The sequence below is a fragment of the Enterobacter sp. MGH 38 genome (assembly GCF_000492855.1).
In the GTDB taxonomy this organism is placed as follows: Bacteria; Pseudomonadota; Gammaproteobacteria; order Enterobacterales; family Enterobacteriaceae; genus Enterobacter; species Enterobacter hormaechei_C.
In genome coordinates this window covers 1,637,142-1,653,546 of sequence record NZ_KI535608.1, presented here as the reverse complement: position 1 = coordinate 1,653,546, position 16,405 = coordinate 1,637,142, and the positions used below count along the sequence as shown (strand labels likewise).

The window sequence follows — 16,405 nt, the reverse complement described above, 5'->3', positions numbered from 1 at the left end:
ACCACACCTTTTTTACGTTTTGCATCTACTCATTAAGAGTGATGGCTTTTTTTTTGCCGCAAAACCTCCCACTTTTCCTTTGATTTATATCAACTTACCGCCGCTCTAAAGCCCTAATGTTTGCAGCATCATTCGAGAATCAGAGGTGTCTATGAGTCACTCTTCCGCTCCCGAAAGGGAAACTGGTGCCGTTATTACAGACTGGCGTCCAGAGGATCCGGCGTTCTGGCAACAGCGCGGCCACCGTGTAGCAAGTCGTAATCTGTGGATTTCCGTTCCATGTCTGTTACTGGCGTTTTGCGTCTGGATGTTGTTCAGTGCGGTTGCGGTTAACCTGCCAAAAGTGGGCTTTACCTTTACCACCGACCAGCTGTTTATGTTGACCGCGTTGCCGTCGCTTTCAGGCGCACTGCTGCGCGTTCCTTATGCGTTTATGGTGCCGGTCTTTGGTGGTCGTCGCTGGACGGCTTTCAGTACCGGGATCATGATCATACCGTGCGTGTGGCTCGGTTTTGCGGTGCAGGATACCTCCACACCGTTTAGCGTGTTCGTGATTATCTCTCTGCTGTGCGGTTTTGCGGGGGCGAACTTTGCGTCCAGTATGGCAAACATCAGCTTCTTCTTCCCGAAAGCGAAGCAGGGTGGCGCGCTGGGCATTAACGGCGGTCTGGGTAACATGGGCGTGAGCGTGATGCAGCTGATTGCCCCGCTGGCGATCTCTGTCTCCATCTTTGCGGCCTTTGGCGGCGGCGGTGTGACGCAGCCCGACGGTTCCGTGCTGTTCCTGCAAAACGCCTCCTGGATTTGGGTACCGTTCCTGGTGGTCTTTACCCTGGCGGCGTGGTTCTTCATGAACGATCTGTCCGCGTCCAAAGCGTCACTGAGCGAGCAGCTGCCGGTTCTGAAGCGTGGCCACCTGTGGGTGATGGCGTTGCTGTATCTGGCGACCTTCGGCTCGTTCATCGGTTTCTCCGCAGGCTTTGCCATGCTGTCTAAAACCCAGTTCCCGGACGTGCAGATCCTTCAGTTTGCCTTCTTCGGTCCGTTTATCGGCGCGCTGGCACGTTCGCTGGGCGGGATGATCTCCGACCGTCTGGGCGGGACGCGCGTTACGCTGGTGAACTTTGTTGTAATGGCCATCTTCTGTGCGCTGCTGTTCCTGACGCTGCCTGCGGGTGGTGAGGGGGGTAACTTCTTTGCCTTCTTCGGCGTCTTCATGGTGCTGTTCCTGACCGCCGGGCTGGGCAGTGCGTCTACTTTCCAGATGATCTCTGTCATCTTCCGCAAGCTGACCATGGACCGCGTGAAAGCGCAGGGTGGGAGCGACGAGCAGGCAATGCGTGAAGCCGCCACCGATACCGCTGCGGCGCTTGGGTTTATCTCTGCGATAGGCGCGATTGGCGGCTTCTTTATTCCAAAAGCGTTCGGTATCTCACTGGATCTGACCGGCTCTCCGGCGGGTGCGATGAAAGTATTCCTCGTCTTCTATATCGCCTGCGTGGTCATCACCTGGCTGGTATATGGCCGTAATACCAAGAAAAACAAGTAAGCTTGATTATCCGTTTGCGCGGCCTGAGTGCCGCGCTTTTTTTAATCGCTAAATAGTTACAACATACTAATGGCGTTACCCGTGGTCACCCACAGGTAACGCTGTGATCGCCATCGCTTTACAGGTGTCTCTACCCCTTAATACCTAAGATGTTAAATTTTGCCTCGCTTATTGTACGATAAATAAAATATATCCATATAAATCATAAAGTTAAAAAATAATAACAGCTACCGCTTTGGTGGTATTTGATCTAATACCCCCCCTCAGAGTCCCCCTTCGTCTTGATCGTTATCAATTCTCACCATCTTTCATAGCGTTACCTTCGCTGCAAATCAGCAATGTCGATTTAGAGAGCCACAGGCTCCACACAGGAGATACCCGATGAGCAAATTTTTGGACCGGTTTCGCTACTTCAAACAGAAGGGTGAAACTTTTGCCGATGGGCACGGCCAGGTTCTGGATACCAACCGGGACTGGGAAGACGGTTACCGTCAACGCTGGCAGCATGACAAAGTTGTCCGTTCTACCCACGGCGTAAACTGCACTGGCTCATGTAGCTGGAAGATTTTCGTTAAAAACGGTCTGGTCACCTGGGAAATGCAGCAGACCGATTATCCGCGTACCCGTCCGGATATGCCGAACCACGAGCCGCGTGGCTGCCCGCGTGGGGCCAGCTACTCCTGGTATCTCTACAGCGCCAACCGACTGAAATACCCGCTGATGCGTAAACGCCTGATGAAAATGTGGCGTGAAGCGAAAGTGCAGCACAGCGATCCGGTTGATGCCTGGGCCTCCATCATTGAAGATGCCGACAAAGCGAAAAGCTTCAAGCAGGCGCGTGGTCGCGGTGGTTTCGTTCGTTCTTCCTGGAAAGAGGTGAACGAGCTGATTGCGGCTTCCAACGTCTACACCGTGAAAACTTACGGTCCTGACCGTGTGGCAGGCTTCTCGCCAATCCCGGCGATGTCGATGGTCTCTTACGCCTCCGGCGCACGCTACCTGTCACTCATCGGCGGTACCTGCCTGAGCTTCTACGACTGGTACTGCGACCTGCCGCCAGCGTCGCCACAGACCTGGGGCGAGCAGACCGACGTGCCGGAGTCCGCTGACTGGTACAACTCCAGCTACATCATCGCCTGGGGCTCTAACGTTCCGCAGACCCGTACCCCGGATGCGCACTTCTTTACTGAAGTACGTTACAAAGGGACCAAAACCGTTGCCGTGACCCCAGACTACGCCGAAATCGCCAAGCTGTGCGACCTGTGGCTGGCGCCGAAACAGGGTACCGATGCCGCCATGGCGCTGGCGATGGGCCACGTAATGTTGCGTGAATTCCACCTCGACAAGCCAAGCCAGTATTTCACCGATTACGTGCGTCGCTACACCGACATGCCAATGCTGGTGATGCTCGAAGAGCGTGACGGCTATTACGCCGCAGGCCGTATGCTGCGTGCCGCGGATCTGGTGGACGCGCTTGGTCAGGAAAACAACCCGGAGTGGAAAACGGTCGCCTGCAACAGCAACGGCGAGCTGGTGGCGCCAAACGGTTCTATCGGCTTCCGCTGGGGCGAAAAAGGCAAATGGAACCTGGAGCAGCGTAACGGCACCACGGGTGAAGAGACGGAACTTCGCCTCAGCATGCTGGGCAGCCAGGATGAGATCGCCGATGTCGGCTTCCCGTACTTTGGTGGTGAAGGTTCCGAGCACTTCAACAAGGTTGAGCTGCAAAACGTTCTGATGCACAAACTGCCGGTTAAGCGCCTGCAACTGGCGGACGGTACTACTGCTCTGGTCACTACCGTCTACGATCTGACCATGGCGAACTACGGCCTGGAGCGCGGCCTGAACGACGAAAACTGCGCGACCAGCTATGATGACGTGAAGGCTTATACCCCGGCCTGGGCGGAGCAGATCACCGGCGTGCCACGCGCGCAGATCACCCGTATCGCGCGTGAATTTGCGGAAAACGCCGACAAGACCCACGGTCGCTCCATGATCATCGTCGGTGCGGGTCTTAACCACTGGTATCACCTAGATATGAACTACCGTGGTCTGATCAACATGCTGATCTTCTGCGGCTGCGTCGGCCAGAGCGGCGGCGGCTGGGCGCACTACGTGGGTCAGGAAAAACTGCGTCCGCAGACCGGCTGGCAGCCGCTGGCGTTTGCCCTTGACTGGCAGCGTCCGGCACGCCACATGAACAGCACCTCCTACTTCTATAACCACTCCAGCCAGTGGCGCTACGAGACGGTTACCGCCCAGGAACTGCTGTCGCCGATGGCGGATAAATCCCGCTACAGCGGCCACCTGATTGACTTCAACGTGCGCGCTGAGCGTATGGGCTGGCTGCCGTCTGCGCCGCAGCTGGGCACGAACCCGCTGCGCATTGCGGAAGCGGCGAAGAAAGCGGGCATGTCACCGGTTGACTACACCGTTAAATCCCTCAAAGACGGCTCAATCCGCTTCGCGGCAGAACAGCCGGAGAACGGTAAAAACCATCCGCGTAACCTGTTCATCTGGCGCTCTAACCTGCTGGGTTCGTCCGGTAAAGGCCATGAATACATGCTGAAATACCTGCTCGGTACCGAAAACGGTATTCAGGGTAAAGATCTCGGCAAGCAGGGCGGCGTGAAGCCAGAAGAAGTTGAATGGAAAGACAACGGTCTGGACGGCAAGCTGGATCTGGTGGTAACGCTGGACTTCCGTCTGTCCAGTACCTGCCTGTACTCCGATATCGTGCTGCCTACCGCCACCTGGTACGAAAAAGACGACATGAATACGTCGGATATGCATCCGTTTATTCATCCGCTGTCTGCGGCCGTTGACCCGGCATGGGAATCAAAAAGCGACTGGGAAATCTACAAAGACATCGCGAAGAAATTCTCCGAAGTCTGTGTAGGGCACCTGGGCAAAGAGACCGACGTGGTGACGCTGCCAATCCAGCACGACTCCGCTGCCGAACTGGCGCAGCCGCTGGACGTGAAGGACTGGAAAAAAGGCGAGTGCGACCTGATCCCAGGCGTAACCGCGCCGCACATTATTCCGGTTGAACGTGATTACCCGGCAACGTACGAGCGCTTTACCTCTATCGGCCCGCTGATGGAAAAAATCGGTAACGGCGGGAAAGGGATCGCCTGGAACACCCAGAGTGAAATGGACCTGCTGCGCAAGCTCAATTACACCAAAGCGGACGGCCCGGCGAAAGGCCAGCCGATGCTGAACACGGCGATTGATGCGGCGGAAATGATCCTGACCCTGGCCCCGGAAACCAACGGCCACGTGGCGGTGAAAGCCTGGGCGGCCCTGAGCGAGTTTACCGGTCGTGACCATACGCACCTGGCGAAGAATAAAGAGGAAGAGAAAATCCGCTTCCGCGATATTCAGGCCCAGCCGCGCAAGATTATCTCCAGCCCGACCTGGTCTGGCCTCGAAGATGAACATGTGTCCTATAACGCCGGATACACCAACGTTCACGAGTTGATCCCATGGCGCACGCTTTCTGGCCGTCAGTCTCTGTATCAGGATCACCAGTGGATGCGTGACTTCGGTGAAAGCCTGCTTGTGTACCGTCCGCCAATCGACACCCGCTCCGTGAAAGCGGTGATGGGTGCGAAATCGAACGGTAACCCTGAGAAGGCGCTGAACTTCCTGACGCCGCACCAGAAGTGGGGTATCCACTCCACCTATAGCGACAACCTGCTGATGCTGACCCTGTCGCGCGGGGGGCCAATCGTCTGGATGAGCGAAGCGGACGCCAAAGATCTGGGTATCGAAGATAACGACTGGATTGAAGTGTTCAACAGCAACGGTGCCCTGACGGCACGTGCGGTGGTGAGCCAGCGTGTACCGGCCGGGATGACCATGATGTACCACGCGCAGGAACGTATCGTTAACCTGCCGGGGTCTGAGATCACCGAACAGCGCGGCGGTATTCACAACTCCGTGACCCGTATTACGCCGAAGCCGACCCACATGATCGGTGGTTATGCCCAGCTGGCCTACGGCTTTAACTACTACGGCACCGTAGGATCGAACCGCGATGAGTTCGTGGTGGTACGTAAGATGAAGAATATTAACTGGTTAGATGGCGAAGGTAATGACCAGGTACAGGAGAGCGTAAAATGAAAATTCGTTCACAAGTCGGCATGGTGCTGAATCTGGATAAATGCATCGGCTGTCATACCTGCTCAGTCACCTGTAAAAACGTCTGGACCAGCCGTGAAGGTATGGAGTACGCCTGGTTCAACAACGTGGAAAGTAAGCCGGGCACCGGCTTCCCGACCGACTGGGAAAACCAGGAGAAGTGGAAGGGCGGCTGGATCCGTAAAATCAACGGCAAACTGCAACCGCGCATGGGTAACCGTGCCATGCTGCTGGGTAAAATCTTCGCTAACCCGCATCTGCCGGTCATCGATGATTACTACGAGCCGTTTGATTACGACTACCAGAACCTGCACAACGCGCCGGAAAGCAAACACCAGCCGATCGCCCGTCCTCGCTCGCTGATCACCGGCCAGCGCATGGACAAAATTACCAGCGGTCCAAACTGGGAAGAGATTCTGGGCGGCGAGTTCGAAAAACGCGCCAAAGACCAGAACTTCGAGAACATGCAGAAGGCGATGTACGGCCAGTTCGAAAACACCTTCATGATGTACCTGCCGCGCCTGTGCGAACACTGCCTTAACCCGGCGTGCGTGGCGACCTGCCCAAGCGGCGCCATCTACAAGCGTGAAGAAGATGGCATTGTGTTGATCGACCAGGACAAGTGCCGCGGCTGGCGTATGTGCATCACCGGCTGCCCGTACAAAAAAATCTACTTCAACTGGAAGAGCGGTAAGTCTGAGAAGTGCATCTTCTGCTACCCGCGTATCGAAGCCGGTATGCCGACCGTCTGCTCAGAGAGCTGCGTAGGTCGTATCCGCTACCTCGGCGTGCTGCTGTACGACGCGGACGCGATTGAAAATGCCGCAAGCACCGAGAACGAGAAAGATCTGTATCAGCGTCAGCTGGATGTCTTCCTCGATCCGAACGATCCGAAGGTCATTGAGCAGGCGCTGAAAGACGGTATTCCGCAGAGCGTGATTGACGCCGCACAGCAGTCTCCAGTGTACAAAATGGCGATGGACTGGAAGCTGGCCCTGCCGCTGCACCCGGAATACCGCACGCTGCCGATGGTCTGGTATGTGCCGCCGCTGTCTCCGATTCAGTCTGCGGCGGATGCGGGTGAACTGGGCAGCAACGGCATTCTGCCGGACGTGGAAAGCCTGCGTATCCCGGTTCAGTATCTGGCCAACCTGCTCACCGCCGGGGATACCCAGCCGGTACTGCTGGCGCTGAAACGTATGCTGGCGATGCGTCACTTCAAACGTGCGGAAACTGTTGACGGCGTGAACGATACCCGCGCGCTGGAAGAGGTTGGTCTGACCGAAGCGCAGGCGCAGGAGATGTACCGCTATCTGGCAATCGCTAACTACGAAGATCGTTTCGTGGTGCCGAGCAGCCACCGTGAACTGGCTCGCGAGGCCTTCCCGGAGAAAAGTGGGTGTGGCTTTACCTTTGGCGACGGTTGCCACGGGTCAGACAGCAAATTCAATCTGTTCAACAGCCGCCGCATCGACGCGATGGATGTGACCAGCAAAACGGAGCCGCACCAATGATTGAACTCGTCATTGTTTCGCGTCTGCTCGAGTACCCTGATGCTGCGCTTGTGCAGCATCAACAGGAACTCTTTGATGCACTCGCGTCATCTGAAAACCTGGATAAAGAGGATGCCCAGAAGCTGGGCGTTTTCCTCCGCGATCTGCTGGCGCGCGATCTTCTTGATGCGCAGGCGGACTACAGCCAGCTGTTTGACCGGGGTCGTGCCACGTCTCTGCTGTTGTTCGAACACGTTCACGGTGAATCCCGCGACCGTGGTCAGGCGATGGTGGATCTGATGGCCCAGTACGAGCAGCACGGTTTGCAACTCGACAGCCGCGAGCTGCCGGATCACCTGCCGCTGTATCTGGAATATCTGGCGCAGTTGCCGAAAGAGGAAGCGCTGGGCGGGTTGCAGGACATTGCTCCCATTCTGGCGTTGCTCGGCGCGCGTCTCCAGCAACGTGAGAGCAGCTATGCAGTCCTGTTTGATCTGCTGGTGAAACTGGCTAACGCCTCGGTTGACAGTCAAAAAGTGGCGGAAAAAATCGCGGATGAAGCCCGGGACGATACCCCACAAGCACTGGATGCCGTCTGGGAAGAAGAGCAGGTGAAATTCTTTGCTGAACAGAGCTGTGGCGAATCTGAAATCTCCGCGCATCAGCGTCGTTTTGCCGGAGCGGTGGCTCCGCAATATTTGAATATCTCTAACGGAGGACAGCACTAATGCACTTCCTGAATATGTTCTTCTTTGACATTTACCCGTATATCGCGGGCACCGTGTTCCTGGTGGGAAGCTGGCTGCGTTATGACTATGGCCAGTACACCTGGCGTGCTGCCTCCAGCCAGATGCTGGATCGTAAAGGGATGAACCTGGCGTCAAACCTGTTCCACATCGGGATTTTGGGGATTTTCGCCGGTCACTTCCTGGGGATGCTGACCCCGCACTGGATGTACGAAGCGTGGCTGCCGATTGACGTGAAGCAGAAGATGGCGATGCTCGCCGGTGGCGCCTGCGGCGTGATGACCCTGGTGGGTGGTCTGTTGCTGCTGAAACGCCGTCTGTTCAGCCCACGCGTGCGGGCTACCACGACCGGAGCGGACATCCTGATCCTCTCCCTGCTGATGGTGCAGTGTGCGCTTGGTCTGCTGACCATTCCATTCTCTGCGCAGCATATGGACGGCAGCGAGATGATGAAGCTGGTGGGATGGGCGCAGTCTGTCGTGACCTTCCGCGGGGGCGCCTCTGAGCATCTGGACGGCGTGGCGTTCATCTTCCGCGTTCACCTGGTGTTGGGTATGACCCTGTTTGTGCTGTTCCCGTTCTCTCGCCTGGTGCACATCTGGAGTGCGCCGGTGGAGTACCTGACGCGCAAATATCAGGTTGTGCGTGCTCGTCGCTGATTCGCTGTATTAATACAACCCCGCATATGCGGGGTTTTTTTTGTCCCCGATCCAGGGTTTCGTGCGGATGCCGGGTGGCGGTTGCGCCTTACCCGGCCTACAGAATTCACTATGCTCGAATCGAACCCTGGTCGAAGCTTCTTATCCTTCCCCGCACTGAAGAACCATGGGGCATTGTGCTTTGAGAGAGTGCTGTAGCATCTGGAAGTGATGGTGGTGGGGGAAGGATTACTCAGCGCTTCGCGCTTCGCCCTTCGGGTCGTTGCCTGCGGCTACGCTTTCTCGCTACGCTCGAATCGAACCTTGGTCGAAGCTTCTCATCCTTCCCCGCACTGAAGAACCATGGGGCATTGTGCTTTGAGAGAGTGCTGTAGCATCTGGAAGTGATGGTGGTGGGGGAAGGATTACTCAGCGCTTCGCGCTTCGCCCTTCGGGTCGTTGCCTGCGGCTACGCTTTCTCGCTACGCTCGAATCGAACCTTGGTCGAAGCTTCTCATCCTTCCCCGCACTGAAGAACCATGGGGCATTGTGCTTTGAGAGAGTGCTGTAGCATCTGGAAGTGATGGTGGTGGGGGAAGGATTACTCAGCGCTTCGCGCTTCGCCCTTCGGGTCGTTGCCTGCGGCTACGCTTTCTCGCTACGCTCGAATCGAACCTTGGTCGAAGCTTCTCATCCTTCCCCGCACTGAAGAACCATGGGGCATTGTGCTTTGAGAGAGTGCTGTAGCATCTGGAAGTGATGGTGGTGGGGGAAGGATTACTCAGCGCTTCGCGCTTCGCCCTTCGGGTCGTTGCCTGCGGCTACGCTTTCTCGCTACGCTCGAATCGAACCTTGGTCGAAGCTTCTCATCCTTCCCCGCACTGAAGAACCATGGGGCATTGTGCTTTGAGAGAGTGCTGTAGCATCTGGAAGCGATGGTGGTGGGGGAAGGATTCGAACCTTCGAAGTCGATGACGGCAGATTTACAGTCTGCTCCCTTTGGCCGCTCGGGAACCCCACCAGGGGTAATTCATATTTTGAGGTAAAGCTGGAGATGGTGGTGGGGGAAGGATTCGAACCTTCGAAGTCGATGACGGCAGATTTACAGTCTGCTCCCTTTGGCCGCTCGGGAACCCCACCAGGGGTAATTCATATTTTGAGGTAAAGCTGGAGATGGTGGTGGGGGAAGGATTCGAACCTTCGAAGTCGATGACGGCAGATTTACAGTCTGCTCCCTTTGGCCGCTCGGGAACCCCACCACGGGGTAATGCTTTTAACTGGCCTGCTTCCTGTTGGAAGCGGGGCGCATCATATCAAATGAGACGCCCCTGTAAAGCATTCCTTTAGGAAAATGAAGCTGTTTGCCTGCTTTTTATCCGCAAAGGCGTAAAGCTAATCAATTCATTTTCCGAGGGATTAAAGAATAATCGTTCTGTTGCCGTACACAAAGACGCGCTGGGCAAGTACCTGATACAGCGCACGGCTTAGTACGTTCTTCTCAACGTCACGGCCAGCACGCATCATATCTTCTGCCGTGTAGGTGTGATCCACGTGAATCACGTCCTGCATGATGATTGGGCCTTCATCCAGATTATCATTCACGTAGTGCGCGGTTGCGCCAATGATCTTCACCCCACGCTCGTATGCCTGGTGATACGGACGCGCGCCAATAAAGGCTGGCAGGAAGGAGTGGTGGATGTTGATAATCTTGTTCGGGAAGCGCGCCACGAAGGATGGCGTCAGCACGCGCATATATTTCGCCAGCACCACGTAGTCCGGGTTATGCGCTTCAATCGCAGCAGCCATCAGGTTGTCGTGCTCTTCACGGGTATGGCCTTCGTGACTGACCAGCTCAAACGGAATGTCGAAACGTTCTACCAGTGTACGCAGCGTCTCGTGGTTGCCAATGACGGCGGCAATTTCGACGTCCAGGCCACCGTAGTTGGCTTTCATCAGCAGATCGCCCAGGCAGTGCGCCTCTTTGGTGACCAGAATGACAATACGGCGACGGCCCGCCGGGTTCAGCTCGCGCACCGAGCCTTCCGGCAGGGCGCTGTCCAGATCGGCAAGCAAGGTTGTGTCGTTGAAAATGCCTTCCAGTTCGGTACGCATAAAGAAGCGACCGGTACGGTGGTCAACGAACTCGTTGTTCTGCACGATATTCAGTTCATGCTTGTAGCAAATGTTGGTAATTCGTGCGATCAGCCCTTTTTGATCGGGACAGATAGTGCGCAGAACTTTACGTTGTAATGATTGCATCGCCGGGAAATCCTGTTTATGTATTTGCGAAGTCTGAGTTGTCAGGCATTACTGCCGCAACACTTTTTAAATTTTTTTCCTGAACCACAGGGGCAGGGATCGTTACGACCGAATTGCGGACGTGTGCCGTCAATATAATACCATTGCCCGCTGTCCTTTAAGAACCGTGACCGTTCAATGATGGCGCCGGGTTTGTTTTGTTCGCTAAAGCGGGCGACAAAACTGACATAGCCCTCGTTCGCATCGCGGCCGGGAGCGGCTTCAAAGACGGTGAGGCCCAGCCAGACGGTGTTAGCAAATCCGGCTTCAATCTCTTGGCGAAAATCGGCAGCATGGCAGGACGGATGCCAGGTTTTAATCAGGTAGTCTGCGTTTTTGATCACAAAAGCAGTATACCGCGAGCGCATAAGGTGTGACGGGTCTGGTGCAACCTGCTTGCCAGAAAGATATCGCTGGCAACATAGGCTATACTCCAGAGCGCTACCACAGGGGCAGAGTTGAGACACGATTCTCTTCCTGGAACAAAAAATAAGGCGTTAAACGCTTAAGGTAGCAATATGTTAACTGAGCAGGTGCGTTGACGCTATGTCGGGAATCCAGGGGAAGTAAAACAGGGCTAATGAGAAAGGTAAAAATTGGACTGGCGTTGGGCTCAGGTGCTGCCCGGGGTTGGTCACATATTGGCGTTATCAATACCTTAAACCAGATGGGGATTGACGTTGATATTGTTGCAGGATGTTCTATCGGGTCGCTGGTCGGATCTGCGTACGCCTGCGGTAAGCTCCCGGAGCTTGAAAGCTGGGTGCGCTCCTTCAGTTACTGGGATGTGCTGCGCCTGATGGATCTCTCCTGGCAGCGTGGCGGCCTGCTGCGCGGCGAACGCGTGTTCAATCAGTTTCGCAAGATAATGCCCCTCGCTGACTTCAGCCACTGCCAAATGCCTTTCGGGGCCGTTGCAACCAACCTCAGTACGGGCAGGGAGTTATGGCTCACCGAAGGGGATATTCATCTCGCCGTTCGTGCATCCTGTAGTATGCCTGGGTTAATGGCGCCTGTGCCTCACAACGGCTACTGGCTCGTTGACGGTGGTGTAGTGAATCCTGTCCCTGTCTCTCTGACGCGCGCCATGGGGGCGGATATCGTTATTGCCGTGGATTTACAGCACGATGCTCACCTCATGCAGCAAGATTTGATGCCGGTTAATCTTCAGAGCGATGATGCGGAAGAAGAGAAACTTGCCTGGCATGCTCGATTACGCGGCAGAATAGGGCGCCTGGCTGCCCGTCGCGCGGTGACCGCACCGAACGCCATTGAAATCATGACGACCTCTATTCAAATTCTTGAGAATCGCCTGAAGCGAAACCGTATGGCTGGCGATCCTCCGGATATTCTTATTCAACCCTATTGTCCACAAATCTCTACCCTTGATTTCCACCGGGCTGAGGCCGCCATAGCAGCGGGCTCGTTAGCCGTCGAAAAGAAAATAGATGAACTGTTGCCTTTTGTGCGTACAGCACGTTGAGCACTTTTTTGATTACTTCAGCAAAATCTGACAGGCGATAGTACCAATAGCATGCCACTATTGAGTAACTGTCAGCCAGGGGAGGAACCATGACACAGCCATTGGCCGGAAAACATATTTTGATAGTAGAAGACGAGCCCGTTTTCCGATCGCTACTGGATTCGTGGTTATCCTCACTGGGTGCAACCACGTCCCTTGCCGAAGATGGCGTCGAGGCACTGGAAAAAATGGCCAGCATGGCGCCGGATCTGATGATCTGCGATCTTGAGATGCCGCGCATGGACGGATTAATGCTGGTAGAAAACCTGCGTAATGAAGGTTATCAGACACCGATACTGGTGATCTCGGCCACCGAAAATATGGCGGATATTGCTAAGGCGTTGCGTTTAGGTGTGCAGGATATTCTGCTCAAACCGGTTAAAGATTTGAACCGTCTGCGTGAAACGGTGTTGGCCTGCCTGTATCCCAATATGTTTAATTCCCGGGTGGAAGAAGAAGAACGTCTTTTCCAGGACTGGGATGCTTTAGTCAGTAATCCTCTCGCGGCCGCGAAGCTGCTTCAGGAACTTCAGCCGCCGGTGCAGCAAAATATCTCTCATTGCAGAGTAAATTATCGCCAGCTGGTAGCGGCTGACCAGCCTGGACTGGTGCTGGATATTGCGCCGCTCTCGGATTCCGACCTCGCTTTTTATTGCCTGGATGTTACCCGAGCGGGAGATAACGGCGTTCTGGCGGCCTTATTACTCCGGGCGCTGTTTAATGGATTGCTACAGGAACAATTATCCCATCAGGGGCAACGACTTCCTGAGCTAGGCAGTTTACTAAAACAGGTCAACCAACTTTTTCGCCAGGCCAATTTACCGGGGCAGTTCCCGCTTCTGGTTGGCTATTATCACAGCGGGTTGAATAACCTTATTCTGGTGTCTGCGGGATTAAATGCCACACTGAATACTGGCGAACACCATATTCAGGTGAGTAACGGCGTGCCGTTGGGTACGCTGGGAAATACTTACCTTAATCAAATTAGCCATCGCTGCACCTCCTGGCAGTGCCAAATTTGGGGTGCCGGAGGGCGGTTACGCTTAATGTTGTCCACGGAGTAAGCAGTCAGATTTTATTTTTCAGATTGCTTTACCTGTGTTTTTGCTGGCAGTGCTACTATCGCTGCAAGTTTCATGCGTATTTGTCTTAATTGATCGGCAACGCGTTCTTTTCAGACCCGTATTAGTGGCTGAGACTGTATACTCAACGCGTTATTCAATGCATAAAAGTTCAAAACTTGAACAGTTCAGGAGAATTTCAATGGCTGCCCTTAATTCGAAAGTCAGAAAGGCCGTTATCCCGGTGGCGGGATTGGGTACCAGGATGTTGCCAGCGACGAAGGCAATCCCAAAAGAGATGCTGCCTCTGGTTGATAAGCCATTAATCCAGTATGTCGTGAATGAATGTATTGCAGCAGGTATCACCGAAATTGTGCTGGTGACGCATTCATCTAAAAACTCTATCGAAAACCATTTCGATACCAGTTTCGAACTCGAAGCAATGCTGGAAAAACGCGTTAAGCGCCAGCTGCTGGAGGAAGTGCAGTCTATTTGTCCTCCACACGTTACCATTATGCAGGTTCGTCAGGGCCTGGCGAAGGGCCTGGGGCATGCAGTATTGTGCGCACATCCTGTAGTGGGTGATGAGCCGGTCGCGGTTATTCTGCCTGATGTGATCCTTGATGAGTACGAGTCCGATCTTTCCCAGGAAAACCTGGCGGAAATGATTAAACGCTTCGACGAAACCGGCAGCAGCCAGATTATGGTTGAGCCAGTCGACGACGTGACCGCTTACGGCGTGGTTGACTGCAAAGGCGTTGACCTGCAACCTGGCGAAAGCGTACCGATGGTTGGCGTTGTTGAAAAACCTAAAGCGGACGTCGCGCCGTCTAACCTTGCTGTTGTTGGTCGTTACGTACTGAGCGCTGAAATTTGGGCGCTGCTGGCGAAAACGCCTCCGGGTGCGGGCGATGAAATCCAGCTGACGGATGCTATCGATATGCTGATCGAGAAAGAGACCGTGGAAGCCTACCATATGAAAGGTAAGAGCCATGACTGCGGGAATAAGCTCGGTTATATGCAGGCATTCGTCGAATATGGTATTCGCCATAACAGCCTGGGTGAAGAATTTAAAGCCTGGCTCAAAGGTAGCGTGGGTATAAAGTAATAAACTCACCAGCCTGTGAACAAGACCGGTGTGGCGTCGCCCACCGGTTTTTTTATGCCTGTCACTCTGTAATTGGCGGGGGATTGTCAAGGACGTTAAATACGGAGCCTCACAATATGACAGAATGTAAGGAGATGTTCGGGCGAATATTACAGGCATAAAAAATCCCGCATTAAGCGGGATTTTTCAGAATCTTTCCAGATTAATCCTTGATCAGGAAGTCATCCAGTTGTTTACCTTGTTCGTCCATTGCTTTCTTGATTACAGCAGGAGTACGGCCCTGGCCGGTCCAGGTTTTCTCTTCGCCGTTCTCATCGATGTAGCTATATTTAGCAGGACGTGCCGCGCGTTTTGCTTTGGTACCGGTTTTAGCCGCAGCCATGCTGTTCAGCAATTCGTTTGGATCGATACCATCGGCAATCAGCATTTCGCGATACTGTTGCAGTTTACGTGTACGTTCTTCGATTTCAGCCGCAGCTGCGCTTTCTTCTTCACGACGTTCGTTAACTACAACTTCTAATTTTTCGAGCATTTCTTCAAGCGTCTCAAGGGTACATTCTCTTGCCTGCGCACGAAGAGTACGGATGTTGTTCAGAATTTTAAGTGCTTCGCTCATTGTAGTAATCTCAAACTTATAATGGGGGTGGGTTTGTTGTCCTAATAATAGAGCCTTAATTTCACTTGTGCAATAGGTGGGAATGTAAGGAATTCAAAAAATACAAAATAAACGACGCTATTATTAATTACGCTAACTTAAATTTCATTGTTTGTTGGGGCTGCGAGATATCGTTTCAAACGGCAAAAGCGCGTCATTTGCATGTTTGTTTTGTGACTTTTACCTCAGGAATTATAGTTGCGGTTGATAAATATCAGCCTTTTGTATTACCCCGTGTAAACGCAGCGAAGCCAGGAATAGTTAATAAATAGTGAATTTTAATGAACGAAGAAGACACTATAAAAAGAAGTGTAATCTCTGGTTGCGGTCTCACCTTATTGTCAGTGTTTAATGCCTTTACTGCCTGTTTTAACGCATTATTTTGCGCTACTCGCGAAGGATTTACGGGTGCATGGCAGGCTGGAGTGTGCTGCTCGCCGCTGATGACGGTACAAAATATGGTACAATGATCCATCGGGAATATTTCACATTGATTAGGGTTCTTCGGCCAATGGCACAACTTTATTTCTACTATTCGGCAATGAATGCAGGGAAATCGACGGCGTTACTGCAATCCTCATACAATTATCAGGAGCGGGGGATGCGTACCGTTGTTTATACCGCCGAAATCGACGATCGCTTTGGGGCAGGGAAGGTAAGCTCAAGAATAGGGCTTTCATCGCCTGCAAGGCTGTTTAACCCTGAAACGGACCTGCTGGAGGACATTCGTGCCGAGCATGCCTCTAAGCCTGTCCATTGCGTGCTGGTAGATGAAAGCCAGTTTCTGACCCGTGAGCAGGTCCATGCGCTTTCAGAGGTCGTTGATGAGCTGGATATTCCCGTTCTTTGCTATGGATTACGTACCGATTTTCGTGGGGAGTTATTTGCCGGCAGCCAGTATCTGCTCGCCTGGTCGGATAAGCTGGTTGAGCTGAAAACAATCTGCTTTTGTGGCCGCAAGGCAAGTATGGTTCTTCGCCTGGACCAGTCGGGTAAACCCTATGCTGATGGCGAGCAGGTGGTGATAGGAGGCAATGAACGTTATGTCTCGGTCTGCCGCAAGCATTATAAAGAGGCGCTGGCTGTAGGCTCGCTGACGGCGTTACAGGGCGACAATCGAAAATAACATGAATGTTTTACCGATCCTCAGATATAAAAAAACCCGCCGCTGGCGGGTTTTTTATCACACTGT

Annotated in this window: 12 protein-coding genes, 3 tRNA genes and 4 other RNA genes; 9 read left to right on the top strand and 10 right to left on the bottom strand. The window is 53.8% G+C overall.

The features are described from left to right. Nucleotides 1-151 precede the first annotated feature (151 nt). The 5 genes from L384_RS03650 to narI all read left to right on the top strand — a co-directional run bounded on the left by L384_RS03650 (nt 152) and on the right by narI (nt 8,590). Complete coding sequence (locus L384_RS03650; protein WP_003856705.1) at nt 152-1,549, top strand: NarK family nitrate/nitrite MFS transporter; 1,398 nt, start codon at nt 152-154, stop codon at nt 1,547-1,549. A gap of 381 nt (nt 1,550-1,930) precedes the next feature. Further along, nucleotides 1,931-5,674 (top strand): nitrate reductase subunit alpha, encoded by a 3,744-nt coding sequence (locus L384_RS03655; RefSeq protein WP_023314263.1) that lies wholly within the window; start codon nt 1,931-1,933, stop codon nt 5,672-5,674. Further along, nucleotides 5,671-7,206 carry a nitrate reductase subunit beta gene (narH, locus tag L384_RS03660; RefSeq protein ID WP_023324809.1) on the top strand — a complete coding sequence of 512 codons (1,536 nt, stop codon included), beginning with the start codon at nt 5,671-5,673 and terminating at the stop codon, nt 7,204-7,206. Before L384_RS03655 ends, narH begins: the two co-directional genes overlap by 4 nt. Further along, on the top strand, nt 7,203-7,913 hold the full coding sequence (gene narJ / locus L384_RS03665) for a nitrate reductase molybdenum cofactor assembly chaperone (RefSeq protein ID WP_023324808.1): 711 nt from the start codon (nt 7,203-7,205) through the stop codon (nt 7,911-7,913). The genes narH and narJ overlap by 4 nt, the downstream gene beginning before the upstream one ends. Then, nucleotides 7,913-8,590, top strand: a complete 678-nt coding sequence (gene narI / locus L384_RS03670; protein WP_003856712.1) for a respiratory nitrate reductase subunit gamma — start codon at nt 7,913-7,915, stop codon at nt 8,588-8,590. The genes narJ and narI overlap by 1 nt, the downstream gene beginning before the upstream one ends. A 211-nt stretch (nt 8,591-8,801) precedes the next feature. Here narI and L384_RS22155 read toward each other — a convergent pair. The 9 genes from L384_RS22155 to L384_RS03695 all read right to left on the bottom strand — a co-directional run bounded on the left by L384_RS22155 (nt 8,802) and on the right by L384_RS03695 (nt 11,334). After that, a non-coding RNA gene (locus L384_RS22155) (RtT sRNA) lies at nt 8,802-8,932 on the bottom strand. Nucleotides 8,933-8,977: 45 nt separating this feature from the next. Then, nucleotides 8,978-9,108, bottom strand: a non-coding RNA gene (locus L384_RS22150) — RtT sRNA. 45 nt (nt 9,109-9,153) lie between these two features. Continuing rightward, nucleotides 9,154-9,284: non-coding RNA, RtT sRNA (locus L384_RS22145), on the bottom strand. A gap of 45 nt (nt 9,285-9,329) precedes the next feature. After that, nucleotides 9,330-9,460: non-coding RNA, RtT sRNA (locus tag L384_RS22140), on the bottom strand. A gap of 45 nt (nt 9,461-9,505) precedes the next feature. Further along, nucleotides 9,506-9,590 (bottom strand) — tRNA-Tyr (locus L384_RS03675). Nucleotides 9,591-9,624: 34 nt separating this feature from the next. Next, nucleotides 9,625-9,709, bottom strand: a tRNA-Tyr gene (locus L384_RS03680). A gap of 34 nt (nt 9,710-9,743) precedes the next feature. Continuing rightward, nucleotides 9,744-9,828, bottom strand: a tRNA-Tyr gene (locus L384_RS03685). Nucleotides 9,829-9,985: 157 nt separating this feature from the next. After that, a complete protein-coding gene (gene purU, locus L384_RS03690) occupies nt 9,986-10,828 on the bottom strand; it encodes a formyltetrahydrofolate deformylase (protein WP_003856715.1) in 843 nt (280 codons plus the stop codon). A gap of 41 nt (nt 10,829-10,869) precedes the next feature. Continuing rightward, complete coding sequence (locus tag L384_RS03695; RefSeq protein ID WP_003856717.1) at nt 10,870-11,334, bottom strand: YchJ family protein; 465 nt, start codon at nt 11,332-11,334, stop codon at nt 10,870-10,872. 113 nt (nt 11,335-11,447) lie between these two features. Here L384_RS03695 and rssA point away from each other — a divergent pair, with 113 nt between their 5' ends. The 3 genes from rssA (at nt 11,448) to galU (ending at nt 14,558) form a co-directional block, all read left to right on the top strand. Then, the gene (rssA, locus tag L384_RS03700) at nt 11,448-12,350 is read left to right on the top strand and encodes a patatin-like phospholipase RssA (RefSeq protein WP_003856719.1); all 903 of its coding nucleotides are present in this window, start codon (nt 11,448-11,450) and stop codon (nt 12,348-12,350) included. Nucleotides 12,351-12,439: 89 nt separating this feature from the next. Next, complete coding sequence (gene rssB, locus L384_RS03705) at nt 12,440-13,453, top strand: two-component system response regulator RssB (protein ID WP_003856721.1); 1,014 nt, start codon at nt 12,440-12,442, stop codon at nt 13,451-13,453. Between the two features lie 199 nt (nt 13,454-13,652). Further along, nucleotides 13,653-14,558, top strand: a complete 906-nt coding sequence (gene galU / locus L384_RS03710) for a UTP--glucose-1-phosphate uridylyltransferase GalU (RefSeq protein ID WP_003856723.1) — start codon at nt 13,653-13,655, stop codon at nt 14,556-14,558. A 202-nt stretch (nt 14,559-14,760) separates the two neighbouring features. On the opposite strand, the gene hns is transcribed toward galU, so the two are convergent. After that, a complete protein-coding gene (hns, locus tag L384_RS03715; RefSeq protein WP_003856724.1) occupies nt 14,761-15,174 on the bottom strand; it encodes a histone-like nucleoid-structuring protein H-NS in 414 nt (137 codons plus the stop codon). A 550-nt stretch (nt 15,175-15,724) separates the two neighbouring features. On the opposite strand from hns, the gene tdk reads away from it, so the two are divergent. Continuing rightward, nucleotides 15,725-16,339 (top strand): thymidine kinase, encoded by a 615-nt coding sequence (tdk, locus tag L384_RS03720; protein ID WP_003856726.1) that lies wholly within the window; start codon nt 15,725-15,727, stop codon nt 16,337-16,339. The last annotated feature ends 66 nt before the right edge of the window (nt 16,340-16,405 follow it).

Excerpts from the sequence above, each read along its gene's own strand:
- rssB (WP_003856721.1), top strand. The coding sequence starts at position 12,440 with ATGACACAGCCATTGGCCGGAAAACATATTTTGATAGTAGAAGACGAG.
- purU (WP_003856715.1), bottom strand. The coding sequence starts at position 10,828 with ATGCAATCATTACAACGTAAAGTTCTGCGCACTATCTGTCCCGATCAA.
- L384_RS03650 (WP_003856705.1), top strand. The coding sequence starts at position 152 with ATGAGTCACTCTTCCGCTCCCGAAAGGGAAACTGGTGCCGTTATTACA.
- galU (WP_003856723.1), top strand. The coding sequence starts at position 13,653 with ATGGCTGCCCTTAATTCGAAAGTCAGAAAGGCCGTTATCCCGGTGGCG.
- rssA (WP_003856719.1), top strand. The coding sequence starts at position 11,448 with ATGAGAAAGGTAAAAATTGGACTGGCGTTGGGCTCAGGTGCTGCCCGG.
- hns (WP_003856724.1), bottom strand. The coding sequence starts at position 15,174 with ATGAGCGAAGCACTTAAAATTCTGAACAACATCCGTACTCTTCGTGCG.
- narJ (WP_023324808.1), top strand. The coding sequence starts at position 7,203 with ATGATTGAACTCGTCATTGTTTCGCGTCTGCTCGAGTACCCTGATGCT.
- tdk (WP_003856726.1), top strand. The coding sequence starts at position 15,725 with ATGGCACAACTTTATTTCTACTATTCGGCAATGAATGCAGGGAAATCG.
- narH (WP_023324809.1), top strand. The coding sequence starts at position 5,671 with ATGAAAATTCGTTCACAAGTCGGCATGGTGCTGAATCTGGATAAATGC.
- narI (WP_003856712.1), top strand. The coding sequence starts at position 7,913 with ATGCACTTCCTGAATATGTTCTTCTTTGACATTTACCCGTATATCGCG.
- L384_RS03655 (WP_023314263.1), top strand. The coding sequence starts at position 1,931 with ATGAGCAAATTTTTGGACCGGTTTCGCTACTTCAAACAGAAGGGTGAA.